This window comes from Achromobacter sp. MYb9, assembly GCF_002975275.1.
Taxonomy (GTDB): domain Bacteria; phylum Pseudomonadota; class Gammaproteobacteria; order Burkholderiales; family Burkholderiaceae_B; genus Achromobacter.
In genome coordinates this window covers 106,124-130,772 of record NZ_PCOQ01000004.1, presented here as the reverse complement: position 1 = coordinate 130,772, position 24,649 = coordinate 106,124, and the positions used below count along the sequence as shown (strand labels likewise).

General features: G+C 65.2%; 21 protein-coding genes. 6 read left to right on the top strand and 15 right to left on the bottom strand.

The annotated features are described in order from the left end of the window. Positions 1-6: 6 nt before the first annotated feature. Both CQ050_RS08715 and CQ050_RS08710 read right to left on the bottom strand, forming a co-directional pair. Positions 7-924 carry an MBL fold metallo-hydrolase gene (locus CQ050_RS08715; protein ID WP_105556418.1) on the bottom strand — a complete coding sequence of 306 codons (918 nt, stop codon included), beginning with the start codon at positions 922-924 and terminating at the stop codon, positions 7-9. Positions 925-1,010: 86 nt separating this feature from the next. Continuing rightward, on the bottom strand, positions 1,011-1,838 hold the full coding sequence (locus CQ050_RS08710) for an alpha/beta fold hydrolase (protein WP_105556417.1): 828 nt from the start codon (positions 1,836-1,838) through the stop codon (positions 1,011-1,013). A 329-nt stretch (positions 1,839-2,167) separates the two neighbouring features. Here CQ050_RS08710 and CQ050_RS08705 point away from each other — a divergent pair, with 329 nt between their 5' ends. The 4 genes from CQ050_RS08705 to CQ050_RS08690 all read left to right on the top strand — a co-directional run bounded on the left by CQ050_RS08705 (position 2,168) and on the right by CQ050_RS08690 (position 5,870). Further along, positions 2,168-3,169, top strand: coding sequence for a bestrophin family protein (locus tag CQ050_RS08705; protein WP_105556416.1), 1,002 nt, complete (start codon positions 2,168-2,170; stop codon positions 3,167-3,169). Between the two features lie 119 nt (positions 3,170-3,288). Beyond that, complete coding sequence (locus CQ050_RS08700; protein ID WP_105556415.1) at positions 3,289-4,167, top strand: RNA polymerase sigma-70 factor; 879 nt, start codon at positions 3,289-3,291, stop codon at positions 4,165-4,167. Between the two features lie 122 nt (positions 4,168-4,289). Beyond that, positions 4,290-4,709, top strand: coding sequence for a cupin domain-containing protein (locus tag CQ050_RS08695; protein WP_105556414.1), 420 nt, complete (start codon positions 4,290-4,292; stop codon positions 4,707-4,709). A gap of 165 nt (positions 4,710-4,874) precedes the next feature. Continuing rightward, a complete protein-coding gene (locus CQ050_RS08690) occupies positions 4,875-5,870 on the top strand; it encodes a LysR family transcriptional regulator (RefSeq protein WP_105556612.1) in 996 nt (331 codons plus the stop codon). An 8-nt stretch (positions 5,871-5,878) separates the two neighbouring features. Here the strand turns inward: CQ050_RS08690 and CQ050_RS08685 are convergent, their stop codons facing one another. From CQ050_RS08685 to CQ050_RS08670, 4 genes are all read right to left on the bottom strand, one after another. After that, positions 5,879-6,373 (bottom strand): Ohr family peroxiredoxin, encoded by a 495-nt coding sequence (locus CQ050_RS08685; protein ID WP_105556413.1) that lies wholly within the window; start codon positions 6,371-6,373, stop codon positions 5,879-5,881. A 16-nt stretch (positions 6,374-6,389) separates the two neighbouring features. Next, positions 6,390-7,145: an SDR family oxidoreductase gene (locus CQ050_RS08680; RefSeq protein WP_105556412.1), complete on the bottom strand. Its 756-nt coding sequence runs from the start codon at positions 7,143-7,145 to the stop codon at positions 6,390-6,392. Between the two features lie 9 nt (positions 7,146-7,154). Continuing rightward, on the bottom strand, positions 7,155-7,634 hold the full coding sequence (locus CQ050_RS08675; protein WP_105556411.1) for a carboxymuconolactone decarboxylase family protein: 480 nt from the start codon (positions 7,632-7,634) through the stop codon (positions 7,155-7,157). Between the two features lie 187 nt (positions 7,635-7,821). Next, on the bottom strand, positions 7,822-8,373 hold the full coding sequence (locus CQ050_RS08670) for a type 1 glutamine amidotransferase domain-containing protein (RefSeq protein ID WP_105556410.1): 552 nt from the start codon (positions 8,371-8,373) through the stop codon (positions 7,822-7,824). A gap of 205 nt (positions 8,374-8,578) precedes the next feature. Between CQ050_RS08670 and CQ050_RS08665 the strand changes: the two genes are divergently transcribed. Beyond that, on the top strand, positions 8,579-9,082 hold the full coding sequence (locus CQ050_RS08665) for a ClbS/DfsB family four-helix bundle protein (RefSeq protein ID WP_105556409.1): 504 nt from the start codon (positions 8,579-8,581) through the stop codon (positions 9,080-9,082). A 35-nt stretch (positions 9,083-9,117) separates the two neighbouring features. On the opposite strand, the gene CQ050_RS08660 is transcribed toward CQ050_RS08665, so the two are convergent. From CQ050_RS08660 to CQ050_RS08650, 3 genes are read right to left on the bottom strand one after another with little or no spacing between them, the layout of a single operon-like run. Next, positions 9,118-10,584: an efflux transporter outer membrane subunit gene (locus CQ050_RS08660; RefSeq protein WP_105556408.1), complete on the bottom strand. Its 1,467-nt coding sequence runs from the start codon at positions 10,582-10,584 to the stop codon at positions 9,118-9,120. A 20-nt stretch (positions 10,585-10,604) separates the two neighbouring features. Then, positions 10,605-13,781 carry an efflux RND transporter permease subunit gene (locus CQ050_RS08655; RefSeq protein WP_105556407.1) on the bottom strand — a complete coding sequence of 1,059 codons (3,177 nt, stop codon included), beginning with the start codon at positions 13,779-13,781 and terminating at the stop codon, positions 10,605-10,607. Beyond that, positions 13,778-15,010, bottom strand: coding sequence for an efflux RND transporter periplasmic adaptor subunit (locus CQ050_RS08650; protein WP_105556611.1), 1,233 nt, complete (start codon positions 15,008-15,010; stop codon positions 13,778-13,780). The genes CQ050_RS08655 and CQ050_RS08650 overlap by 4 nt, the downstream gene beginning before the upstream one ends. 269 nt (positions 15,011-15,279) lie before the next feature. On the opposite strand from CQ050_RS08650, the gene CQ050_RS08645 reads away from it, so the two are divergent. Next, complete coding sequence (locus CQ050_RS08645; protein ID WP_105556406.1) at positions 15,280-17,763, top strand: heavy metal translocating P-type ATPase; 2,484 nt, start codon at positions 15,280-15,282, stop codon at positions 17,761-17,763. A gap of 10 nt (positions 17,764-17,773) precedes the next feature. On the opposite strand, the gene CQ050_RS08640 is transcribed toward CQ050_RS08645, so the two are convergent. The 6 genes from CQ050_RS08640 to CQ050_RS08615 all read right to left on the bottom strand — a co-directional run bounded on the left by CQ050_RS08640 (position 17,774) and on the right by CQ050_RS08615 (position 24,638). Further along, entirely contained in the window at positions 17,774-18,742 is a 969-nt protein-coding gene (locus CQ050_RS08640; RefSeq protein WP_105556405.1) for a glyoxylate/hydroxypyruvate reductase A, read from the bottom strand. Next, positions 18,739-20,382 (bottom strand): ABC transporter ATP-binding protein, encoded by a 1,644-nt coding sequence (locus CQ050_RS08635; protein WP_105556404.1) that lies wholly within the window; start codon positions 20,380-20,382, stop codon positions 18,739-18,741. Before CQ050_RS08635 ends, CQ050_RS08640 begins: the two co-directional genes overlap by 4 nt. After that, the gene (locus CQ050_RS08630) at positions 20,379-21,224 is read right to left on the bottom strand and encodes an ABC transporter permease (RefSeq protein WP_105556403.1); all 846 of its coding nucleotides are present in this window, start codon (positions 21,222-21,224) and stop codon (positions 20,379-20,381) included. The genes CQ050_RS08635 and CQ050_RS08630 overlap by 4 nt, the downstream gene beginning before the upstream one ends. After that, the gene (locus CQ050_RS08625; protein WP_105556402.1) at positions 21,221-22,195 is read right to left on the bottom strand and encodes an ABC transporter permease; all 975 of its coding nucleotides are present in this window, start codon (positions 22,193-22,195) and stop codon (positions 21,221-21,223) included. Before CQ050_RS08625 ends, CQ050_RS08630 begins: the two co-directional genes overlap by 4 nt. A 31-nt stretch (positions 22,196-22,226) precedes the next feature. After that, complete coding sequence (locus tag CQ050_RS08620) at positions 22,227-23,792, bottom strand: ABC transporter substrate-binding protein (protein WP_105556401.1); 1,566 nt, start codon at positions 23,790-23,792, stop codon at positions 22,227-22,229. A gap of 72 nt (positions 23,793-23,864) precedes the next feature. After that, positions 23,865-24,638, bottom strand: coding sequence for a class II aldolase/adducin family protein (locus tag CQ050_RS08615; protein ID WP_199196765.1), 774 nt, complete (start codon positions 24,636-24,638; stop codon positions 23,865-23,867). Positions 24,639-24,649 lie beyond the last annotated feature (11 nt).

The following is a 24,649-nucleotide window of genomic DNA, read 5'->3' as shown; positions in this document are numbered from 1 at the left end:
CTCTCTTCAGTAGTCCCAGATCACCGGCACCCACCGAAAGGCGTCGCCGTCGACCGCCACGCGGCCGACGGAGGGGAACGGCAAGTGAGCGGCCACCAGCAGGCCGCCGCTTTGCGCCAGTTCGTTGAACAGGCCAATGCGGACCCGGGCCGATTTCTCGGGGTCGTGTTCGAAGCCGTTATGCCAGTCGGGGTGATCGAAGGCGACGGGGAACATCGCGTCGCCGGCAAAGGTCAGTCGTTCGCCGCCCGATACCAGGTCGACCACGCTGTGTCCGGGCGTGTGGCCGCCCGTGAGCCGGACCACCACGCCGGGGGCCACTTCATGCCGGTCTTCGAAGATCTGCAACCGGTCACGGTAGGTGTTGTAGAAGCTGGTGGCGGTGGACCGGAGCACGTCCGGCACCGGATTGGGCATGACGGTTTGGGAGAAATCGGGCGAGGTCCAGAATGCGACTTCCGCCGCGGAAACATGGATGCGCACGTCGGGACGCAGGCGCTGCTTCACCTCGTCGACGAGCAAGCCGCCCACGTGGTCCATGTGCATATGGGTGATGATGACATCCGTCACGGATTCCAATGCGATGCCAGCTGACGCCAGGCGTTGGGGGAACTGCCCCGCGCGCGGAAAGCCGGGGAATTGTCCTCCCAGCCCGGCGTCGATCAGGATGGTCTGGTCGCCGCTGCGGGCCACCATCACGTTCAGCGGCCAGTCGAACGCGTCGGGCGGCATGAACATGTGGCGGAGCCAGTCCGCCAGGTCGGCGGGGTCGACGTTGGTGGCCATCGTGGAGGTGGGTAACGGCAGCACGCCATCACTGACCACCAGCGCATCGATTTCGCCCACTCGCACGGCGTAACGGGACGGCACCAGATCGACAGGCGCGACAGGGTTCGAAGGCAAGGCTTGGTCTACGGAAAGCATAGCGGTATCTCCTGAAAGGCGGCCGGATTCGCTGGCCGGGATGTGCCAGGCAGCTGGCAGGGTATGGGCATTGAAGGGCCGCGCGGTCACGCGCGGAGAAAGGCGAGCAAGTCGGCGTTGACACGGTCTTGCAGGGTGGCAGTGAGGCCGTGCGGCGCGCCGGGGTAGTAGATTTCCCGTGCGTTGTTCACCAGCCGCGCGGCTTTCTTCGCCGAGTTGTGCACGGGCACGATCTGATCGTCTTCGCCATGTATGAAAAGGGTCGGCACGTCGATCCGCTTCAGGTCTTCCGTGAAGTCCGTTTCGGAAAAGGCCTTGACGCATTCGTAGGCATTCTTCTGGCCGCTCTGCATGCTCCATAGCCAGAACTGCTCCAGCAGCCCCGCCGAGACCTTGGCCCCGTCGCGGTTCGCGCCATAGAAGGGAATGGCCAGGTCCTTGTAGAACTGGGAACGGTCGCCGGCCACGCCCTCGCGGATGCCGTCGAAGACGTCGATCGGCAGGCCTTCGGGGTTGGCGGCCGACTTCAGCATCACGGGGGGCACCGCGCCGATCAGCACCGCTCGGCTTACGCGCCGGGTTCCGTGGCGGCCGATGTAGCGCACCACTTCGCCGCCGCCGGTGGAGTGGCCGACCATCGAGATGTCTTTCAAATCCAGCATCTCAATCAGCTGCGCCAAGTCATCCGCGTAGCCGTTCATGTCGTTGCCGGATGAGGGTTGCGACGAACGTCCGTGACCGCGTCGGTCGTGCGCGATGACGCGAAAGCCATGGCTTGCCAGAAAGTGCATCTGGCCATCCCAGGCGTCCGCGTTGAGGGGCCAGCCGTGGGAGAACGTCACGACAGGGCCGTCGCCCCAATCCTTGTAGTAGATCTGCGTGCCGTCCGAGGTGGTGAAGGTGTTTCGGGTCATGGGGAGGCTCCTGTTGTGGTGCGCGTCGCGGGGAATGAGACCTCTGCGTGGAGGGTGAGGGCATCGTAGGCGTGGCGCTTTGGGCCCGGTAGATCCGCGGGGGGAAGCACGCTGTTGCGTGGTGCGCACCAATGCGCGCGGCGCCGGATTGTTGCCACCAGGACAACACCGTGCATCACGGCGCGGCGCTACCGCGATGCGCGCGGCGGTTCTAGCATTCGTTCCGACGATGCAAGGCATGCACGTCCGAAGGCGCGGCTACCCGCGCGTTGATGAAGGCGCGGCGATTCGCGCGTTGACTTGGCGCCCGCGGGCGCGGGACCGAGACCATGCATCTGGGAAAATCCTATCGCCTGAGCGAATTCGTCGTGTGGACGCGCCGGAGCATCTATTACCTGTTGGCGCTGGGCCTTGTCCCGGTGCTGCTTTACCAGGTTGCCGGCATGAAATGGCTGACGCTGCCGTTGTCGGTGGTGTCGTTGCTGGGCACCGCGACCACTTTCGTGGTTGGATTCAAGAATGTGCAGACGTATACGCGCACCGTCGAAGCCCAAAGGATCTGGATGAACATCGTCAGCGTCAGCCGCTACTGGGGGGTGATCAGCCAAGCCTATGTCGGCGATTCCGGCCGTGCCGCTACGCTGATGGACCGGCATCTGGCATGGCTGACGGCGCTGCGCTATCAATTGCGCGAGACCCGGGTGTGGGAAAACGCGGCCAGTCGGCCGAATGCGGAGTACCAACGCCGATACGTGATTCCCGAGCGCCGCGAACCCCTCGATTCCGCGCTGTCGCGCTATTTGGTGCCGCAGGAAATGGCAGCGCTGGCGCACGTGGACGACAAGGCCGCGCAGTTGCTGGCCAGGCAAGGGCAGGCGGTAAGAGGCTTGCTGGACGACGGCGTCATCAGCGCGTCGGAGTCTGCCGAGCTTAACGGTCGTATCCGGGACTTCCTGGATCTGCAGGGGCAAGCCGAACGAATCAAGAATTTCCCGTATCCGCGCCAATACGCCATCATCAACACCTTGTTCGTGCGGTCGTTCTGCGTGGCGCTGCCGTTCGGCCTGACGGCCCAGTTCGACCAGATCGGCCAGAGCATCAACGGCTTCATGCAGGGTCAGACGGCGTGGCTCGCGGTGCCGTTCAGCGTGATCATCTCGTGGATCTACACGTCGCTTGAGCAAGTCGGTGAAAGCACCGAGAACCCCTTCGAAGGCAGCGCGAACGATGTGCCGATCAGCCGCCTTTGCACCATGATCGAGCGGGATCTGAAACAGATGCAGGGCCGCGCCGACCTGCCGGAATTGGCCGCCACCGTCATCGCGCTGTAGGCCGTGCGGCCCGGTACGGCAGAATCGGGGCCTGGCTTCGCACTTGCGCTTGTCGTCATCGCGTGGCTGCGGCAGAATACTTGGCTTCCGGTTCGCCTTCCTTGGCGTTGACGCCCTCCATGACCGACTCCGTGCTCTCCTTCGAGCGTCATCGTCCTCGCCTGTACGCCATCGCCTACCGCATGCTGGGCGCCGTCGCCGAGGCGGAAGACGTGGTGCAGGAAGCCTGGCTGCGTTGGCACGGCGCCGACCGCGCTGCCGTGCAGAATGCCGAAGCCTGGCTCGTCACCGCCACCACGCGGCTGTCCATCGACCGTTTGCGCGCCGCCAAGGCCGAACGGGAGAATTACGTGGGGGTCTGGCTGCCCGAGCCGATGCTGATGGCCGCGCCTGCCACGCCGGAGCAGATCCATGAGCAGGCCGACGACGTGTCGGTGGCCTTTCTGTACCTGCTGGAACGGCTTTCACCCGACGCCCGTGCAGCATTCCTGATGCGCGAGGTGTTCGATGCCGACTATGAAGACATCGCGCTGACGCTGGACAAGACCCAGGTCGCGGTCCGTCAGCTGGTGCGACGGGCCAAGCAGCAGTTGCGCCAGGGCGAGCCACGCGAAGCCGTGCCTCGCGCGACGTTGCAACGCCTGCTGAACGCCTTTGCCGACGCGATGCAACGTAGCGATTTCCACGGTCTGCATGCGTTGTTGAGCGACGACGCCGAGCTCATCGGCGACGGCGGAGGCAAGGTGTCCAGCTTTGCCAGCCTGGTGGGCGGAAAACGCCTGGCGCAATTGTTCTATGCCGGCAAGCGCCGGTTCCGCGACGGGCTGGGCACGGAAGTGGTCCAGGTGAACGGCCAGTGGACCTTATTGCGGTTCATCGATGGCCAACTTGAATCGGTGCAGTCCTATGAAACCGACGGTGAGCGCCTGACGCGGGTTCTGGTGCAGCGCAACCCGGACAAGCTCGCGCGTATTTCGGCCGCCCTGGCGCAACGCTGATATCGCGGTCCTGCGCGGGCGTTGGTGCATGCCGGGCAACATGGTGATCCCCCGCGCGGATCTACCGCCGTGCGGCCGGCACTCCTACGATGGCGGTTCCACTACGCTGCGAAGGATTGGTCATGTTGAAAATCTTGAAGTTCGGGTTGCCCCTTGTTGCCGCAGGCGCGCTATTGAGCCCGCTTGCCCATGCCGCTTCCGGCGCCGCGCCGGCCGACGCCATCGTCACGGAGCTGATGAACAAGGATCTGCCGGACATTCCCGGCAAGGACGCGGAGATGATCGTCGTCGACTATCCGCCCGGTGCGGCCGATCCCATCCACCGCCACGACGCCCACAGCTTCGTCTATGTGCTTGAAGGCAGCATCGTCATGCAGGTAAAAGGGGGCAAGGAAGTGACGCTGACCCCTGGCCAGACCTTCTACGAGGGCCCGCACGACATCCACACCGTGGGCCGCAATGCCAGCCAGACCCAGCCGGCCAAGTTCCTGGTCCTCCTGATCAAAAAGAAGGGCGCGCCGGTCCTGACACTGGTGAAATAGGGACGGGTAATGTTTCGCCCGGCTCTCGGCATCTGGCGCCGCGAGCCATCGCCTTCGAAGCTGGACTTTCCCCTGGAAAGCCAGCTTTTTTTGCGTTCGATGTCACAAAACGGCCCGGCGCGCCGTCTTATCGGTAGGACCCACCTACTTTGCGATGCCGCCACCATGCCGACACCCGTCTCAGCTTCCCCTCCGGCCAACGGACCAGATTCCCTGGCCGACAGCTTCGCCACCAGCTATGCCGGCGTCATGGCGTTCATCGCCGTCGCCGTCGAAGGCAACTTCGCCAAGGCCGGTGACCGCCTGGGCATCGGCCGGTCCGCTGTCAGCCGCAGCGTGCAAAAGCTGGAAGACCAGCTTGGCATCCGGTTGTTCGTTCGCACCACGCGCAGCACCTCCCTGACCGCAGAGGGAAAGCGCTTCTATGAACAGTGCCATCCCGGCGTGGAACGGATCATCGGGGCGTTGGACGACATGCGTGATCTGCGCGAGGGCCCGCCTTCGGGGAAACTGCGCGTGTGCGCCACCGTGGGTTTTGGGCGCAAGGTCGTCGCGCCGCTGCTGAACGGGTTTCGCGAGGCCAACCCGAATATCTCGGTAGAGTTGTTGCTTGATGACGGGCCCACCGACTTCACGACGGACCGCGTCGATGTGTCGTTCCGCAATGGCCGCATGGAAGACAGCCGCGTGATCGCCAAGAAAGTGATACCGATGCAGATGATGCTATGCGCCTCGCCAGCCTATGCAGCCAAACATGGCTTGCCGGCTAGCGTCGAGGAAATCTCCGCCCATCGTTGCGTGAACTTCCTGTTCGCATCGGGGCGTGTCTACGAATGGGAATTCAAGGTGAACGGCCAACTGCGCAAGGTCGCGCCGCCCGCCATGCTGACGTTCAATGACGCCGATCTGGTGCTGCAGACCGTGCTGGACGGCCACGGTATCGCGCAGATGGCGGGTTACCAGGTTTGCGACCACTTGCGCGCCGGCAACCTGGTGGCCTGCCTGCCGCAATACGCGCCGGACGACCGCGGGCATTATCTGTGCTTTCTAAGCCGTGAGCATCTGCCCGCGCGCATACGCGTCTTCATCGACTACATGACCGAAGGCATCCGCGCGCGGGATTTGCAGATACTGGACAGCCTGTTGGTGAAACAGGCCTGACGCCCTGCTTATTGCGTCAACATCACCACGCATTCGATCCCGTTCTGGGCCATTTTGGAGTACGGGCATAGGCGTTCGGTATTGCGCGCCAGCTCTTCGGCCACGGCCTTGGCCACGCCGGGCAGGTGGATGTTGATGTTCGCGATCACCGCGAACAAGCCATCGACGGGGTCGCGACCGAACGAGACCGTGGCCGTCACCGAGGCATCCGGAATGGATAGGCCGGCGCGCGCAGCCAACATGCTTAACGCGCCGTGGAAGCACGCCGCATAGCCGGCCGCGAACAGCTGTTCGGGGTTGGTTCCACCGCCGGTTCCCCCCAATTCGACCGGCAATCGTAGTTCCACGAGCAGTTCGCCATCATCCGAAATGGCAATGCCGGAGGCGCGGCCATGCGCGGCCTCGCCGCCCCGCACCGTCACGCTGGTCGTGTACAGGGGAAGGAAATCCCGCCCACGGTACTTGTCCAGGAGCGTCAGGGAAGGGGGCTGCGGTTTGCGCATGAAAGAGCTCGTGTGGCTACTTTTTTGTGCCCGACTGGCTGAACCAGGTTTCGAAGTCGATGTTGCCCAGGCGCGGATTGGGCCCTGGCACCAGGGTGTCGTCGTCGAGCAGGGCGCCGAAATAGCGCGCGCCGGGGTCTGCCCGCACCAAGCGTGCGTCGCCGGTTTTGCGCAGGTAGCGTTGCACCAGTTCGGCCAGGCGCACGCGTTCGGGTCCGGCGATTTCCACCGTGCCGTTCACCGGGGCCGCCAATGTGGCGTCGGCCATGGCCAGGGCCACATCGTCGGACGCAATCGGTTGAACGAAGGCGGGCGACAGCCGCACGTCGTCGCCCTGAGCGCCCGATTGCGCAATGCCGCCCAGGAATTCAAAGAACTGCGTGCTGTGAACGATGGTGTAGGGGATGCCGCCGGCGGTGATCAATTGTTCTTGGGCGATCTTGCCCCTGAAGTACCCGCTTTCGGTCAGACGGTGGGTGCCCACCACGGAAAGCGCCACATGGTGGCGCACGCCGGCGCGGGCTTCCGCCGCCAGCAGGTTGCGGCCGGAAACCTGGAAGAACTCCAGCACGGCCTTATCTTCGAAGGATGGGGAATTGGCCACGTCGACCACCGTGTCGACGCCCGCCAGCGCGTCGTCCAGCCCTTCGCCCGTGATCGTATTCACACCGGTGGCGGGCGACGCGGCAATGGCGTCGTGGCCGCGTTCGATAAGAAGCTTGACGAGTTTGGAGCCGATGAGGCCCGTGCCGCCGATGACGAGGATTTTCATGGCGACTCCTTAGGCGAACTTGGCTTTGTCGAGGCCATAGGCCTTATCGGCCGAACCGGGAACCGTCCGGAAACCCACATTCAGGCGGTTCCAGCCATTGATCGCCATGATGGCGAAACTGAGGTCCGAGATTTCCTTTTCGGACAGTTCGGCCCGAACCCGCTCGTAGGTTTCGTCGGGCACGCCATGCGCGCCCAGCGTCGTCAGGGCCTCGGTCCAGGCCAGGCAGGCGCGTTCGCGCGGCGAGAATTCGGTGGATTCGCGCCAGATCGCGACGTGGTGCAGCCGCAGTTCACGTTCGCCGTGGATCTTGGCCTCTTTCACGTGCATGTCCAGGCAGAAGCCGCAGCCGTTGATTTGCGAGGCGCGGATCTCGACCAGACTCAGGATCGGCTGCTCGATCGCCCCGGACTTCAAGAGCATGCCAAATTCCACGAATTTCTTGAATAGCTGGGGCGATTGGGCAAAGGCGTTCAGACGTTGACTCATGGTGACTTCCTAGAGATGGGTTGGCGTGGTCCGGCGGCAAAGGCCGGGCGCGGCGCATGCTTGGACAACGCCCAAATCGTAGGTCGGCACCACGATCGGCAGAAGACCCGGCCAGGGGACCACCGTGTTGCCGCAATGGCAACAATGCCCCTCGTGGCGGGCAGGGCCCTGCCGACCGGGAATCAAGTCAGCGCCGAGCCGCCCGCAGCAGGTTGATGAAGGCCTGATTGAAGGCCGGAATATCGTCCGGCTTGCGGCTGGAGACCAGGGTCCGGTCAACGACGACCTCTTCGTCAACCCACTGGGCCCCTGCGTTGCGTAAATCGTCCTGAAGCGATGGCCAGCTCGTCATCTTCCGGCCTTTCACCACCCCTGCGGAAATTAGCAGCCAGGGGCCGTGGCAGATGACCGCCACCGGCTTGTCGGCCTTGAACATCGCCTGCACGAACTCCTGCGCTTTAGGGTGCATGCGAATTTCGTCGGCATTGACCACGCCGCCCGGCAGTAGCAGGGCGTCGAAGCGCTCGGGCTCGGTTGCGGCTTGCAAGAAGGTCAGATCGACCGGGAAACGGTCGCCCGGCTTGTCATGATGCATGCCCAGGATGGGGTCGGTACGGGCGGAAATCAGCACCGTCCGGGCGCCTTCCGTTTGAAGGGCGTGGCGGGGGCCGGTCAATTCCACCTGTTCAAAGCCGTCGACCGCAAGAATCGCCACGTTCAGATCTTTAAGTGTTGCCATGGTTGCTCCTGGTTGTTGGCCCCGGAAACGCGGCACGCGGCGCGCCGGGGCCTTGCGCGCCAGGGTGTCCGCAGCAAGTGGCATGCCTCCAGGGACGGGCGAGCAGCTGATTCGCGTGCTCCGATCCTTGACAGTCCAATGATGGTACCCACCAGAATTCCCGCCGTGGACACATAATCCCGCGACGAATGGGTACGGCAACCTCATGAAACCCCCCGCTTCAAGGCAAGAGCTCCTTTGCAATATTCACGCAAGGCACCGGCAGTTTCGCTTGGAAATCGCCACCATTCCCGCAAGCCATTTTCGCCAGGCCGTCCGACTTTGGCCGGATCATGGCCTGCACGCTGATGCGGCGATGGTGCTGACCGACGTGATCCTCTGGAACACGATGATCCTGCAGTTCGCGAACGACCTGTCGTCGGGCCCTTTGGCGTCCTACTACCGGGCCGACGCGATGTTGAGCCGGGTCGATCACCTGTCGTCGTTGTTCCAACGCCATTTCGCTGCCAGTAGTCTTCACGAATTGGAGGCACTGACAATGGTCGGCCAGGCGCGGATCGTCGACAGCGTGGCGCGTCACTCGGAAACGTCGCTCTTCGACCCCTCGGTTGGGCCGGTCAAGACCCTTGGCGGAAAGATTCAGTGCTTCACCTGCATGGCCTACGCTGACGCATTGTCGAAGCTGCGGCGGTGGAAGCAGGTCATGTAGTTCCTGCCTCCACCTGAGTGGCGGTTGACGGCTGCTTATTGCACCGTGTGCTCGGTCCAGCCTCCGCCCAGCGCCTTGTACAGTTCGATGAGGTTGTTCAACCGTGCCAGGCGTGTTCGCACCAGCGCCTGCTGCGCGCCATACAACATGCGGTGGGCGTCGAGCAGGGTGAGGTAGTCGTCTTCGCCTTCCGCGAAGCGCTGCTCGGCCAGGTCGTAGGCGCTGCGGCTGGCCGTCACCGATAGCTGCTCCGAACGAATCTGCGCGTCGAGCGTTCGCTTGCCCGCCAGGCCGTCGGCCACGTCGCGGAAGGCTACCTGAACGGCTTTTTCGTAGTTGGCGATCTCGATGCGCTTTTGCACATGCGCGACGTCCAGGTTCGCCTTCAGCGCGCCGCCACGGAAGATGGGCACCGTGATCCGGGGCAAGAAGCTCCAGGCCCCCGAGCCCGCCCCGAAAAGCCCGTCCAATGAAGCGCTGGCCGTCCCCGCCGACCCCGTCAGGCTGATCGTAGGGAAGAACGCGGCGCGCGCGGCGCCGATATTGGCGTTCGCGCCGCGCAGCGTCTGCTCGGCCGCGCGAATGTCTGGGCGGCGCGCAAGCAGTTCCGATGGCAATCCGCCAGGCAGGTCGGGTGGCACGATACCGTCGGGTAGCGTGATGGCCTCGTCCAACTGTCGCGATAGCTCAGGCGTCAGCGGCTGGCCCATCAACAGCACAAGGGCGTTGCGGTCCTTGGCCGCCTGTCGCGTGTAGGCCGCGTGAAGGGTCTCGGCATTGCGCAGCGCAATCTCCGCAAGGCGCAGGTCGAGTTGCGTGGAGTTGCCGGCTTCCACAAGCCGGGCGGTCAGTTCGTACGACCGCATCTGCGCGGCCAGGGTATCGTTTGTCAGCCGCAACAATTCCTGGTCGGCCCGTAGCGTGAGGTAGGCATTGGCCACTTCCGACACCAGGCTCATCTGCGTGGCGGTGCGGATTTCAGCCAGGGCCAGATATGAGGCCAGGGCCTGATCGCTGAGGCTGCGGATGCGGCCCCACAGGTCCAGCTCCCAGGCGGTGGTCACGCCTGCCATCTCGTAACGCCGGCTGATACGGGAAGCGCCCGTGGCGTCAAGGTCGGCCGGCACCCGCTCGGCCGCGGCGCTGGCGGACGCCCCAAGGTCAGGCAACATCTCGGCGCGCTGGATACGGTACATCGCTTGCGCTGCTTCGACGTTGAGCGCGGCTTTGCGCAGATCCTGGTTGTTGTGCAAGGCGATGTCGATCAATTGCTGCAATAGCGGATCGCGGAAAAAGTCCCGCCACCCGATATCGGCGGCGGCCGCCTCGCCGGGGGGGGCTGAGGCGACGGGATCATAGGCGGCGCCGGACGGATAGGCCGCTGCGATAGGGGCCACGGGGCGCTCATGCGTCGGTGCCAGCGAGCATCCCGCCAAGGCGGCCGCCAGGGCAAGCGGCGCCAGCGGCCGGGCTGGGCGGGAGAGTGTGAAAAGTGTCTTCATGTCAAATATCTTCCTAGCCATCAGGCGCGCTGGTCGCTTGCGTTGCTGCGGGTTTCAGGGGCGACGCGACGCAGCGCCAGTTTGCGCACGACGACATAGAACACAGGCGTCAGCAACAGGCCGAACAGCGTCACGCCCAGCATGCCGGCGAACACCGCTATGCCCATGGCGTGGCGCATTTCGGCGCCGGCGCCGGTAGCCAGCACCAGCGGAACCACGCCAGCGATAAAGGCGAACGAGGTCATCAGGATGGGGCGCAGGCGCAAACGCGCCGCTTCCAACACCGCCGCCAGCGGATCAGCGCCTTCGATTTCCTTGGCCCGGGCAAACTCGACGATCAAGATCGCGTTCTTGGCGGCCAGGCCGACCAGCACCACGAAGCCGATCTGCGTGAAGATGTTGTTGTCGCCACCGGAAACCCAAACCCCCGCGATCGCGGAAAGCAGCGCCATTGGGGCAATCAGCAGCACCGAGAACGGCAGCGACCAACTGTTGTATTGGGCTGCAAGAATCAGGAAAGCCAGCAGCACCGCCAGCGGGAAGATGTACAGCGCCGAATTGCCTGCCTGCTTTTCCTGGTAGACCAGGTCGGTCCACTCGTGGATCATTCCTTCCGGCAGCGTCTCGCGTACGATCTTCTCGATCGCATCGGTGGCCTGACCCGATGAATAGCCTGGCGCTGGGCCTCCGCTGATGTCCGCGGAGGGGAAGCCGTTGTAGTGAACGATCCTGTCGGGGCCTGATCCACGGGTGATGGTCACGAACGCGCTAAGCGGAATCATGTCGCCGGCCGCATTGCGCACCTTGAGCAGGCCGATGTCTTCGGCCTGCATGCGAAACGGCGCGTCCGCCTGGGCCATGACCCGATAGGTGCGCCCGAAGCGATTGAAGTCGTTGACGTAGAGCGACCCCAGGTTGATCTGCAGGGTCTCGAATACGTCGGTCAGCGACACGCCCAGGGACTTGGCCTTCACCCTGTCGACTTCCACCCCCAATTGCGGGGCGTTGGTCTGGAAGCTGGCAAGCATGTTCGCCAGCTCGGGCACCTGCATGGCCTTGCCCATGATCTCGCCCTGCGCCTGCGCCAACGCTTCGAAGCCCAATCCTGCCCGATCCTCGATCTGCAACTTGAAGCCGCCCATGGCACCCAGGCCCGGCACGGGCGGCGGGGGGAAGATGCCGGCGAAGCCGTCAGGGATCTGGCTGAACTTTCCCATCAATTTTCCCGCGATGGCATTGGCCGTAAGCGAAGGATCCTTGCGCTCGTCGAACGGTTTGAGCATGGCGAACATCAGTGCCGAGTTCGGCACATTCACCGGGCCATTCACCGAGAGTCCTGGAAAGGCCACGACGCTTTCCACGCCAGGTTCCGCCAACGCGATCCGGGACATCTCTTTGACGACGGCCTCCGTGCGGTCGAGCGAAGCGCCGCTTGGCAACTGGGCAATGCCGACCAGGAAATACTTGTCCTGGGCCGGCACGAACCCATTGGGCACCTGACTGAAGCCCAGCCACGTCAGACCCACGAAGCCGGCATACAGCAGCAGGACGATGGCGCTGCCGCGCACCGCCCGCCGCACGGACCCGACGTAGGCGTTCGAAGCCCTGTCGAAGAAGCGGTTGAAGCGCTGGAAAAAGCCGCCCAGCATGCTTCCCATCACGCGGGTGAGCCAATCGGATTTGGCCGCCTCGTGATGCGGCTTGAGCAGGATGGCGGCGAGCGCCGGCGACAGCGTGAGCGAATTGACGGCCGACAGTACGGTCGAGATGGCGATCGTCAAGGCAAACTGGCGGTAGAACTCGCCTTGAAGGCCCGAGAGGAACGCCGACGGGATGAACACCGCCGCCAGCACCGACGTAATGGCCAGGATTGGCCCGGTCACCTCGTCCATGGCTTTGCGCGCGGCCTCCTTGGGGGGCTCGCCCAGCGCCATATGGCGCTCCACGTTCTCGACCACCACGATGGCGTCGTCCACCACGATGCCTATCGATAGCACCAGCCCGAACAGGGACAGCGTGTTCAGCGAGAAGCCGAACATGTGCATGATGGCGAAGGTACCCACCAGCGACACGGGCACGGCCACAAGTGGAATGATCGACGCACGCCAGGTCTGCAGGAACAGCACCACGACGATCACGACCAGCGCGATGGCCTCCAGCAGCGTGATGGCCACGGATTGCAGCGAGGCGCGCACGAAGACCGTGGGGTCATAGGCGATCCGGTACGCAATATCCTGCGGAAAGCCGCGCTGAAGCTCCTGCATCTTGGCGCGGACGGCATTGGAAACGTCGATGGCGTTGGCGCCGGGGCTCTGGACGATCTGCAAGGCAGGCGCCGACTCGCCATCGATCAGGCTGCGCAGGGTATAGGCGTCCGCGCCCAGGGACACGCGGGCGATGTCGCGAAGACGGGTGACCTGGCCATCCGTGCCAGTTTTCACGACGATTTCACCGAACTGTTCCACGCTGGCCAGGCGTCCGAGTGTATTGACCGTTACCTGGAACGCGGCCGACGTATCCGGTTGCTGTCCGACGGAGCCTGCGGCAACCTGCACGTTCTGTTCGCGCAGGGCGGCGACCACATCGCTGGCGGTCAACCCGCGCGTGGCAGCCTTGGAGGGATCCAGCCAGACTCGCATGGAGTATTCCCCGGCGCCCCACACCAGCACATCGCCGATGCCGGGCAGGCGCGCGAGTTCGTCGCGGACCTGCCGGATGGCAAAGTTGGACAGATAGAGCGGGTCGTACCGCTTTTCCGGCGAGACGATGTGCACGACCATCAACACGTCCGGAGACGTCTTCTGCGTGACGACGCCGATGCGTTGCACTTCCTCGGGCAGACGCGGCAAGGCGCGAGAGACCCGGTTCTGCACCTGGATCTGCGCCATGTCAGGATCCGTACCCTGCTTGAACGCGATGGTAAGCACCATCCGGCCATCGGTGGCCATCTGGGAATTCATGTAGAGCATTCCCTCGACGCCATTGATCACTTGCTCGAGGGGCGAGGCGACGGTGTCGGCGATCACCTCGGGATTGGCGCCGGGGTAGCTTGCGGTAACTTGGACCGTGGGCGGCGTGACGGCCGGGTATTCGCTCAGGGGCAGTTGCCAGAAGGCGATGGCGCCCGCTAGCAGCATGAGCAGCGACAGGACGATGGCGAAGATCGGCCGCGCGATGAAAAAGTGAGGGAACTTCATGGGCGCGCCTCTGCAAGACCGGCGTCGTCAGCCTTGGCGCTTGCCGCGGCGAGCGCCTGGGGCACGCTTGAGCCGTCGGCCTGCTGCATGGGTACCGGCCTGGGCGTGACCGCCATGCCGGGTCGCACCAGGCCCTTGATGACAATCCGGTCGCCGCGTTGCAAGCCGGTATTGATGACGCGCAGCCCTTGCTCTATTTGGCCCAGCTCCACCGCGCGATACTGGGCCAGGTTGTCCTTTCCGACCACCAGCACATAATTTTTTCCCTGGTCAGTGCCAACGGCCTGGTCGTCAATCAGGATGGCCGGGCGCTCGACGCCCGTCGCCAGGCGGGCCCGAGCGAACAATCCCGGTGCCAGTTGGCCGTCGGGATTGGGTATCACGGCGCGGGCGCGGATCGTGCCCGTGCTGCGATCGATCTGATTGGCGACGAAGTCGAGCGTGCCTGTGTAGGGGAAGCCCTTGTCCGTGGTCAGCCCCACGGCGACCGGCAGCGCCGGATTGCCGCTGCCGGCATCGGGACGGGCGTGCCTCACGGCGTTGAGGTAGGTGGCTTCGTCGATGTCGAAGTAAACGTGCACGGGGTCGATCGACACGATCGTGGTCAGCAGCGTGGCGGCCCCGGCCGCGCCGCCGCTGACCAGATTGCCTTCGGTCACCCGCACCCGGTCGACGCGCCCTGAGATCGGCGCGGTGATGCGCGCGTAAGAGAGGTCGAGCCGCGCAGCGGCAACGGCGGCCTTGGCCACCTGCACCTGGGCTTGCCGGGCGTTGCGCGCTGAAACGGCATCGTCGTAGCTTTTGCGCGAGACCGCGCCGGTGGACACCAGCCGGTGGGCCCGGTCAAAATCCGCCTGGGCCTGGCCGGCCAGCACTTCCGCCTGGCGCCATTGCGCCGTGGCGGTATCAAGCGCGACCTGAAACGGCCGCGGGTCGATCTGAAACAACTGTTGTCCCTTACGGACCAGACTGCCTTCGGGAACGGTGACCGCATCGACGGCCCCGCCAACGCGGGAGCGCAGTTCGACGGTCTTGGGAGCCGCCAGGAATCCCGTGAAATCGGTCGACGGCGCGATGGTCCGCACGATGACCTCGGCCACGGGAACTTGAGGCGCCGTTGGCGCTCCCGTTTTACCTTCGTCCCCCGAGACTTCGCCGGGGGCGAACGCGATGGCTCCGGCCGCTGCGATGAGCCCCGCCAGCATGGCAATCTTGAATTTTCGACGCATGTACAAGTCCCTTCCGTGCAGCAGGGCGTCGGCCCTTCCGAAGCGTTTCTGCCGCATTTTTCGGAAAGGTTAGGTACTGCAATGGTTGGAAGGTCAAGGTGTTCGTTTGCGCAAGGGCTGAACGCCGAAGGCATGAACGCCGATGTGTTTTTCACGCCGCAGAAGCAAGCCGCGTCCGAAGCGGCGGTATGAAAACAAGCGCTTGACCTTCCCAACGTTGGAAGCTTTAACGTATCCCTTATGCCTACTTTGAACAATGGGAGCACGCCATGAGCATGCCAAGTACCCGTGACGCTCGCGCGTTTGCCGCCACGATAAGCCTGCCGATCGAGGGCATGACCTGCGCAAGCTGCGTCGGCCGGGTGGAGGCCGCCCTGACCAAGGTCGAGGGCGTCGGCAAAGTTTCCGTGAACCTTGCCACCGAACGGGCGGACATCGTCGCGGTGGGGCCGGTCGATCGCATGGCGTTGGTCCAGGCGGTCGAAAAGGTGGGCTACGACGTGCCTGCCGGCGCCGTCGAACTGGCGGTCGGGGGCATGACCTGCGCGTCGTGCGTGGGTCGCGTCGAGAAGGCGCTGAAGGCGGTGCCCGGCGTCACGCAGGCCACGGTGAACCTGGCGACCGAACGCGCCACCGTGCATGGCGTGGCGGCCGCGCAAGACCTGATCGCGGCCATCGAGAAGGCCGGCTACGAGGCGCGTCCCGTCGATACCGGCGCGCAGGCCGAAGCGGCCGCCGCGGAAAAGAAGGACGCCGAGCGGGCCGAACTCAAGCGCGACCTCATCCTGGCCAGCGTGCTGGCCTTGCCGGTGTTCGTGCTGGAAATGGGTTCGCACGTCATCCCCGGCATGCATGAATGGGTCATGAATACCATCGGCATGCAGGAAAGCTGGTATTTGCAGTTCGTGCTGACGCTGCTGGTGCTGGCCGTACCGGGCAGGCGCTTCTACCTGAAGGGGTTTCCGGCGCTGGCGCGCCTGGCGCCGGACATGAATTCGCTTGTCGCGGTTGGCACCGCGGCGGCGTTCGGCTATTCGCTGGTGGCCACCTTCGCGCCGGGGCTGCTGCCGGCCGGGACGGTGAACGTCTACTACGAGGCGGCCGCCGTCATCGTCGCGCTGATCCTGCTGGGTCGTTACCTGGAGGCTCGCGCCAAGGGGCGCACCTCCGAGGCCATCAAGCGTCTGGTTGGGCTGCAGGCCAAGGTTGCGCACGTGCTGCGCGATGGCCGGGCCGTGGACATTCCGATCACCGACGTGGCTCTGGACGATCTGGTGGAAGTCCGGCCAGGCGAGCGGGTGCCGGTCGATGGCGAAGTGACCGAAGGCCGCAGCTTCGTGGATGAGTCCATGATCACGGGCGAGCCCATTCCCGTCGAGAAACAGGCCGGCAGCGCCGTCGTCGGCGGCACCGTCAATCAGAAGGGAGCGCTGACGCTGCGCGCCACCGCCGTGGGCGGTCAGACCATGCTGGCGCAGATCATCCGCCTGGTTGAACAGGCCCAAGGCTCCAAGCTGCCCATCCAGGCGGTGGTCGACAAGGTGACGCTGTGGTTCGTGCCGGCGGTGATGATTGCCGCCGTGGCGACCTTCCTGGTGTGGCTGGCGTTCGGGCCGTCACCGGCCCTGACCTTTGCGCTGGTCAATGCCGTGGCGGTGCTGATCATCGCTTGCCCTTGCGCCATGGGCCTGGCGACGCCAACCTCCATCATGGTTGGCACCGGCCGAGGCGCCGAGATGGGCGTGCTGTTCCGCAAGGGCGAGGCGCTGCAACTGCTTAAGGATGCCCGGGTCGTGGCCGTGGACAAGACCGGCACGCTGACTGAAGGCCGCCCGGTGCTGACCGATCTGGAGATCGCCGCCGACTTCGACCGCAACGAGGTGCTTGCGAAGGTGGCCGCGGTGGAATCGCGGTCGGAACATCCCATCGCCCGCGCCATCGTCGAGGCCGCCGTGGAAGACGGCATCGCGCTGCCGGCGATGACGGACTTCGAGTCGGTCACGGGCATGGGCGTGCGTGCCACGGTGGGGGGCACCCGCGTGGAAGTGGGCGCTGACCGCTACATGCGTGAATTGGGCCTGGATGTGGGCGCCTTCGCGCAAACCGCCGAGCGCCTGGGCGACGAAGGTAAGTCGCCGCTGTATGCCGCGGTCGATGGCCGGCTGGCCGCCATCATCGCTGTCGCGGACCCGATCAAGCCCAGCACGCCTGCGGCCATCACGGCGCTGCATCAGCTGGGGCTGAAGGTGGCCATGATCACCGGCGACAACGCCCGCACCGCACAGGCCATTGCCAAGCAATTGGGCATCGATGAAGTCGTGGCCGAGGTGTTGCCGGAAGGCAAGGTGGATGCCGTGCGCCGGCTGAAGGCGGCGTATGGCCAGATCGCGTTCGTGGGCGACGGCATCAACGATGCGCCGGCGCTGGCAGAGGCCGATGTCGGCCTGGCCATCGGCACCGGCACCGATGTGGCGGTCGAGTCCGCCGACGTCGTGCTGATGTCCGGCAACCTGCTGGGCGTGCCCAACGCCATCGCGCTGTCCAAGGCTACCATCGGCAACATCCGCCAGAACCTGTTCTGGGCCTTCGCCTACAACACGGCGCTGATCCCCGTGGCGGCCGGGGCGTTGTATCCCACCTGGGGCGTGCTGCTGTCGCCGGTGTTCGCAGCGGGCGCCATGGCGATGTCAAGCGTGTTCGTGCTTGGCAACGCGCTGCGCCTTCGCCGCTTCCAGCCGCCTATGGGGCAATGAACCTCGGGTATCAGTACCCCAGCGTGGCGTCCGCGCAGGTATCCGGACGTTTGCCGCACAGCACAAGATTCAGGTTCTCCAGGGTCTGCGCGGCGATGGCTGCGGCCGGCGTGCGGGTAGCGATGTGGGGCGTGACCAGCACGCGCGGGTGGCGCCACAGCACGTGGTCGGCGGGTAGAGGTTCTTCGGGGGTGGCGTCCAGCGTGGCGTAGGAAAGCTGCCCTGTGTCCAAGGCGTTCAGCAGGGCTTGCGCGTCCAGGTGTTCGCCGCGGCCCGCGTTGATGACATGGGCGCCCTTGGGCAACTGGGAAAACGTCGTGGCGTTCAGAAATCCGCGCGTTTCGCCTGTCAGGGGCAGTAAGCACACCAGCGTGTCGGCATTGGCCAACAGCGCGGGCAGTCCGTCCGTCCCGTGATAGCCGGTGACGCCTTCGGGAAGATCGGGTTTGGGCGTGCGGCTCCAGCCCGAAACGGGGTAGCCCAGGGCGGCCAGCGCGCTTGCCGCCTTCAAGCCCAGCCGGCCCAGCCCCGCGATGGCGACACGGTGCGCGGACGGCGGGACGATAGGGCTTTCGCGCCACAGGCCTTGCGCATGGTTTCGGACGTAGTCGGGAAAATGGCGGTGGTGGTTGATAACCGCCCAGGTCACGTAGGTCGTCATGCCGTCGGCCATGCCGGTTTCCGCGATACGGCAGACGGGAACGCCAAGCGGGATGCCGGGGTCGGCGTAGATATGATCCACGCCCGCGCCGATCGATTGGATCAGACGCAGGTTGGGCAGGGTGCGCAGCAGGCCGGCGGGCGGCAGCCAACAGACGGCGGCGTCGATGTCTTCGGGTTTGCCCAGGTTGTCGACGGTGCGCCAGGCGATGTCCGGGCGCAACGCCTGAAAGGCGGGCACCAGGTAACGCATGTCAAGGACGCGGCTGAGCAGGGCGACGCAGGGCGGCCGGATGGCGGCGGGATGCGGGGCGTTCATGCGACGGCCGCCTCGCTTCCGTGGCGCCCGGAGACGATCCGGGTGAAATCGGGTACCGCCTGTACCAGTTCACGCGTATAGGCCTGTTGAGGTTCCTGGATGATCTGGGCGGCGGGGCCGCATTCGATGATGCGGCCCTGCTGCATGACGGCGATGCGGTCGCACATCTGCGCGGCGACGCGCAAGTCGTGCGTGACGAACAGCATACTGAGCTTGAATTGTTCGCGCACGCTGGCGAACAGCGCGAGGACTTGGGCTTGCACCGACACGTCCAACGCTGAAACCGGTTCGTCGGCCACGATCAGCTCGGGGTCGGATGCCAGCGCGCGGGCGATGCCGATGCGCTGGCGCTGGCCGCCGGAGAATTCATGCGGGTAGCGCTTGACGGCATCCGGGCTAAGCCCGACCCACTGCAGCAATTCGGCCGCGCGCGCCTGCGCGTCGGCGGGCGCCATGCCTTGGGCGATAGGACCGGCCATGATCGAACGGCCGACGGTATGCCGCGGGTTCAACGATGCCTGGGGGTCCTGGAACACCATCTGGATGCGGCCAGGGTCGGGCCGAGCGCCGCCCTGGACGCCACGGTCCTTGCCGTTGAACAAGATCTGGCCGCTGTCTTGGGCCAGCAGTCCTGCAATGCAACGGCCCAAGGTGGATTTGCCGGAGCCGGATTCGCCGACCAGCCCCAGCACTTCGCCGCGCCGCAGGCTGAAGCTGATGCCGCGCATGGCGGGCGTTTCCCGGCCCCGCCTAAACACGCCGCCGCCGGAAACGTAGGTCTTGCTGAGGTCGCGCACATCCAGCAGCACCGGGTGCTGCGAGGCGGCGGCGCCAAGGGCGGGCACGCCATGCGGAATGGCGGCGATAAGCTTGCGCGTGTAGTCATGGCGCGGATGGCCCAGCACCTGGTCCGCGGTGCCGGCCTCGACGATCTGGCCCAGTTGCATGACCGCCACGCGGTCGGCAATTTGCGACACGACGCCGAAGTCGTGCGTGATGAACAGCACGGCGGTGCCGCGCTTGGCCTGCAAATCGCGGATCAGGTCAAGGATCTGCGCCTGGGTGGTTACGTCCAGGGCGGTCGTGGGTTCGTCCGCGATCAACAGCGCGGGTTCCAGCATCAGCGCGCAGGCGATCATGACGCGTTGCCGTTGCCCGCCGGACAGCCGGCCCGGGTAGCTGGCGGCAATGCCCGCCGGGTCTGGCAAGCGCACGTCGGTCAACGCCGCAATGATGCGCGCGCGCTTTTCGGCGGACGACAGCTTTACGTGCGCATCCAGCGCTTCTTCCAGTTGGTCGCCGATCCGCATGACGGGGTTCAGCGCCGACATCGGGTCCTGGAAGATCATGCCGATGCGGTTGCCGCGCAGCGCGCGCCACTGCGGTTCAGCCAGCGCCAACAGGTCATGGCCCTGGAAAACGATGCTGCCCCCGACGGGGCGCACCAGGGGCTGTGGCAACAGGCCCATGACCGCATTGGCGATCATGGATTTTCCCGAGCCGCTTTCGCCCACGATGCACAGCGTTTCGCCGCTGGCGATGGACAGGCTGGCTTCCTTGACGGCCAGGGCGCGGTCAGCGCCGGCCGGCAATTGGATGCTTAAGCCCTGGATGTCCAGAAGGGAGGGGGAGGCGTTCATGCGCGGCTCCTTGCGTCCAGGCGGGTGTTCAGGCCGTCGCTCAGGCCTTCCCCGATCAGGTTCAACGCAAGCACGGTCAGCAGGATGGCGATGCCGGGAAACAGGCTGATCCACCACGCTTGCCTGAGCGCGGTGCGCGCGGCGCCGATCATGTAGCCCCAGCTCATGACGTTGGGGTCGCCCAGCCCCATGAAGCTCAAGCTGGACTCCAGCAATATCGCGGTGGCCACCATCAGCGAGCCCATGACGACGATGGGGGCGGCGGCGTTGGGCAGGATCTGCGTAATGATGATGCGCAGGTTCGATTCGCCCGCCAGATGCGCGGCGTGGACGAAGTCGCGATGGCGCAGCGTCAGGAATTCGCTGCGCACGAGGCGGGCCACGGGCGGCCACGAGACCAGCGCGATGGCGGTCACGATGGACCCCACCGAGGGCTGGAAGATCGCCACCAGCACGATGGCCAGCGCAAAGCTGGGGATGGCCTGGAACAGTTCGGTGAAGCGCATCAGGCTGTTGTCGATCCAGCCGCCGTAATAGCCCGCCAAGGCGCCGATCGATACCCCGATCAGCAGCCCGGCCAAGGTGGATATCAGCCCGATTAGCAGCGAGATGCGGGCGCCGTAGGCCAGTCCCGAACCGATGTCCCGGCCGAGCGTGTCGGTGCCGAACGGCAGGCCCACGATGTTCAGCGGGGGCAGGAACGGTCGCTGCACCATGGCCCAGGGATCGTGCGCGGCGATCAGCGGCGCGGTCAGGGCAAGTAGCAGCACCGCTGCCATGACGGCCAAGCCTGCCACGGCGCCTTTGTTGCGGCGGAAGCGCCGCCAGAATCCGTTGTTCATTGCAGTTCGATCCTCGGGTCGGCCAACGTGTAGAGCAGGTCGGTGATGATGTTGAACGCCACCGCAAGCGCTGCGGTGATCAGGAACGTGCCCAGCAGCAGGTTGTAGTCGCGCTGTACCAGGGCATCGAACATTAAGCGGCCGATGCCGGGCCACGCGAACACGGTCTCGATGAGCACGGTGCCGCCCACCATGGAGCCAGCCTGGATGCCGGCCAGGGTGATGACCGGCAGCAGCGCGTTGCGCAGGATGTGGCGCCGCTGGATGCGCCGCGGAGACAAGCCCTTGGCGCGTGCGGTCTTCACGAAGTCCATCTGCGCTACCTCAAGCATGGCGGTACGCGTCATCCGGGCATAGACCGCCATGTAGAAGAGCGCCAATGTGGCGGCGGGCAGCACGAGGTGCCTGGCGATGTCGGCGGCGCGCGCCAGCCCCGCATGCCCGGCCCCGACCGTCTCGAAGCCGAAGCCCGGCAGCCATTCCAGCTTGACGGAGAACAGCAGCACCCCCATCAGCGCCAGCCAGAAGAGCGGGGTGGCATAGAACAGCATGGACAGCGTGCTGACCAGGCTGTCCACCCAGGTTCCCGCCCGGGCACTGGTCCAGGCGCCCAGCGCCACCCCCATCGTCAACGACACCACGAAGGCCGTCATCGTCAGGAGCAGCGTGGCGGGCAGCCGTTCGGCGATCAGGCTCATCACCGGGCGCTGCTGGCGATAGGAATCGCCCAGGTCCAGCCGGGCGGCGTGCGACAGGTAGTTCGCCAACTGCTGGGGCAAGGGCTTGTCCAGCCCGAAGCGTTCCCGCAACTGCGCCATGAAGACTTCGTCGGTGGCGCCGGCTTCCCCTGCCATGACGGCGGCCGGGTCGCCGGGCGCGGCGCGTATCAGCAGGAAATTGATGACTGCGATCAGGGCCAATACCAGCAGGCCCTGGACGATCCGGCGCGTCAGATAAGCAAGTTTCTTCATGAAGCATTCCCCCTGTCTGGGTCGTCGCGGCTTAGGCCAGCGTGGCGCGCGCCAGGCTATCGTTCATGCCGATGCCCGAATTGATCAGGTTCTTGATGTTGTTGCGGTAGAGCGTGGGGAATTGCAGCTCAAGCAGCCACGCCACGGGAACCTCGTCGACCAGGATGCGCTGCGCTTCTTCGTAAAGTTTGCGGCGGGCTTCCGGATCGGCCTCGCGCGAACCGCGTTCGAACAGGTCGTCGACCTTCGGGTTGCTGTAGCCCTCGACGTTGTTCCACGGCGAGCCCTTGGCGATCGTGGAACTCAGGTAGTTGCGGCTGACGCCCAGCGCCGCGTCGCCGTACTGGTACAGGTAGCAAAAGGCGATGTCGTATTCCCAGTTGGCGGTCTTTTCGCTCCAGCCGGCCACGTCGGTGGCAGTCATTTCCAGCTTGATCCCGGCCTCGGCCAGGTTCTGCCGCGCGATTTCGGCGAAGCGCTGCCAGGTTTCTCCATAGGGCAGGGGCAAGAGGCGCAGCGTCTGGCCTTTGTAGCCGGCTTCTTTCAGCAGTTGCTTGGCGCGCGCCACGTCGCGCGGATAGCGGGTGACCTCGTCGGTGTGGTAGCGGACGGTGCTGTTGAAGGGGCCGGTTGCAACTTTGCCGAAGCCGTACCAGGCCACGTTGCGCATGGCTTCGCGGTCCAGCGCATACATGATGGCGCGGCGCACGCGCACATCGGCCAGCACGGGGTGGCGGTTATTCAGCCACATGAACGAGTGGGGGCCGAAGAACTCCCACCCCTTGGTGGTGATTTCAACATTGGGCAGGCTCTTCAAGCGCTCGATGTCGAAGTACTCGACGGTGCCGCCAGGCAGGATGTCCAGCTTGCCGGATTCGAAGGCGGCGGCGCGCGACGCGGCGTCGGGAATGACGTGGAAGTACACCGTTTCCACGCTGGGCAAGCCGGGCTCGTGGTACTGCTCGTTGCGCACCAGTTGGATGAACGAACCGCGGCGCCATTCCTTGAACTTGTAGGGACCGGTGCCGATGGGCGTGTTGTTCGCCGGGTTGCTCAGGTAGTCGGTGCCTTCATAGATGTGACGCGGCACCATGGGCATCGTGCCGACTTCGAAAAGGCCAAGGAACGGGCCGAAGGGCCGCGGCAGGCGGAATTCGACGGTGTGATCGTCCAGCGCCTTGATGCTGTCCACGAAGGCCAGACCCGCACGCAGCCGCGCATGGGTCTTGCGCAGGAACTGGTCCACGCTGAAGACCACGTCGTGCGCGTTGAAGGGTTTGCCGTCGTGCCAAAGCACGCCTTCCTTCAGCTTGAAGGTGTAGACGGTGGCCGCGTCGTTGACGGTCCAGGACGTGGCCAGGCCGGGCATCGGCGCCAGTTTTTCGTCGTAACGCAGCAGGCTTTCGTAGATGTTGCCCCCGATCATCTGGGTGGGGCCGTTCTGGATGATGCCTAGCATGAGCCCGGGCGGCTCCGGCTGCACGGCGATGTTCAGCACGCCGTTGCGGGCGGCCGCCGCCCAGGCGGGCAGGGCGGCGCTGCCGCTCCACCATCCGGCCGTGGCGGCGCCGGCAATCAGAAAGTCGCGTCGATTCATGGGGGTTCTCCTGGTGACGGGCCGCAGAGGGCGAAAGAGGGGGCAGAAAGATAGGAAGGACGATGCGGCCGTTCAGGCGGCGGGCGGGCGTTCGACCAGCTTCAGCAGCGCGCGCCATTCGCGTTCGCTGGCGTCGGGCGCGCCGGGCAGGCGATTGGTGTCGCCGCTGGCGTACTGGCGCGCGGTGCGTTCGCTAACTTGCGGGCTGACCGGATAGGTCGCCTGCCCGGTCGATTGGATGGCCAACTGCACCCGGCACGCGCGGTCCAGGTTCAGCATCAGGATGAAGGCTTCGGCGACCGTAGCGCCTGTGGTCAGCAGACCGTGGTTGCGCAGGATCATGACCTTGTGCGGCCCCAGGTCTGCCACCAACCGTTCGCGCTCGTCCAGGTCCAGGGCAATGCCCTCGTAGTCGTGATAGGCCACGCGGTTGTAGAACTGCAGGGCCCATTGGTTCACCGGCTGCAGGCCGCAGGCCAGCGACGACACGGCCACGCCCGCGACCGTATGGGTATGCAGCACGCAGCCCACTTCGGGGCGCCCGCCGTGCACGGCGCTGTGAATGGTGAACCCGGCCGGATTGACGTCGTAAGGCGTGGGGGCGACCGGCCGCCCGTCCATGCCGACCTTGACGAGCGATTCTGGCGTGATGTCCCGGAACAGGTGGCCGTAGGGGTTGATCAGGAACACGCCCGGTTCGCCGGGCACATGGGCAGAAATATGCGTGTAGATGCTGTCGTCCATGCCGAAATGGGCGATCAGCCGATAGCAAGCGGCCAAATCGTGCCGGACTTTCTGCTCGGTCGCGCTCATCGTGTCCGGCGCGGTTTCCTGGGAATTGACCATTGATGCGTCCT

Bases quoted from the DNA above. Each gene is read 5' to 3' on its own strand.
- CQ050_RS08715 (WP_105556418.1), bottom strand. From the start codon at position 924: ATGCTTTCCGTAGACCAAGCCTTGCCTTCGAACCCTGTCGCGCCTGTC.
- CQ050_RS08710 (WP_105556417.1), bottom strand. From the start codon at position 1,838: ATGACCCGAAACACCTTCACCACCTCGGACGGCACGCAGATCTACTAC.
- CQ050_RS08705 (WP_105556416.1), top strand. From the start codon at position 2,168: ATGCATCTGGGAAAATCCTATCGCCTGAGCGAATTCGTCGTGTGGACG.
- CQ050_RS08700 (WP_105556415.1), top strand. From the start codon at position 3,289: ATGACCGACTCCGTGCTCTCCTTCGAGCGTCATCGTCCTCGCCTGTAC.
- CQ050_RS08695 (WP_105556414.1), top strand. From the start codon at position 4,290: ATGTTGAAAATCTTGAAGTTCGGGTTGCCCCTTGTTGCCGCAGGCGCG.
- CQ050_RS08690 (WP_105556612.1), top strand. From the start codon at position 4,875: ATGCCGACACCCGTCTCAGCTTCCCCTCCGGCCAACGGACCAGATTCC.
- CQ050_RS08685 (WP_105556413.1), bottom strand. From the start codon at position 6,373: ATGCGCAAACCGCAGCCCCCTTCCCTGACGCTCCTGGACAAGTACCGT.
- CQ050_RS08680 (WP_105556412.1), bottom strand. From the start codon at position 7,145: ATGAAAATCCTCGTCATCGGCGGCACGGGCCTCATCGGCTCCAAACTC.
- CQ050_RS08675 (WP_105556411.1), bottom strand. From the start codon at position 7,634: ATGAGTCAACGTCTGAACGCCTTTGCCCAATCGCCCCAGCTATTCAAG.
- CQ050_RS08670 (WP_105556410.1), bottom strand. From the start codon at position 8,373: ATGGCAACACTTAAAGATCTGAACGTGGCGATTCTTGCGGTCGACGGC.
- CQ050_RS08665 (WP_105556409.1), top strand. From the start codon at position 8,579: ATGAAACCCCCCGCTTCAAGGCAAGAGCTCCTTTGCAATATTCACGCA.
- CQ050_RS08660 (WP_105556408.1), bottom strand. From the start codon at position 10,584: ATGAAGACACTTTTCACACTCTCCCGCCCAGCCCGGCCGCTGGCGCCG.
- CQ050_RS08655 (WP_105556407.1), bottom strand. From the start codon at position 13,781: ATGAAGTTCCCTCACTTTTTCATCGCGCGGCCGATCTTCGCCATCGTC.
- CQ050_RS08650 (WP_105556611.1), bottom strand. From the start codon at position 15,010: ATGCGTCGAAAATTCAAGATTGCCATGCTGGCGGGGCTCATCGCAGCG.
- CQ050_RS08645 (WP_105556406.1), top strand. From the start codon at position 15,280: ATGAGCATGCCAAGTACCCGTGACGCTCGCGCGTTTGCCGCCACGATA.
- CQ050_RS08640 (WP_105556405.1), bottom strand. From the start codon at position 18,742: ATGAACGCCCCGCATCCCGCCGCCATCCGGCCGCCCTGCGTCGCCCTG.
- CQ050_RS08635 (WP_105556404.1), bottom strand. From the start codon at position 20,382: ATGAACGCCTCCCCCTCCCTTCTGGACATCCAGGGCTTAAGCATCCAA.
- CQ050_RS08630 (WP_105556403.1), bottom strand. From the start codon at position 21,224: ATGAACAACGGATTCTGGCGGCGCTTCCGCCGCAACAAAGGCGCCGTG.
- CQ050_RS08625 (WP_105556402.1), bottom strand. From the start codon at position 22,195: ATGAAGAAACTTGCTTATCTGACGCGCCGGATCGTCCAGGGCCTGCTG.
- CQ050_RS08620 (WP_105556401.1), bottom strand. From the start codon at position 23,792: ATGAATCGACGCGACTTTCTGATTGCCGGCGCCGCCACGGCCGGATGG.
- CQ050_RS08615 (WP_199196765.1), bottom strand. From the start codon at position 24,638: ATGGTCAATTCCCAGGAAACCGCGCCGGACACGATGAGCGCGACCGAG.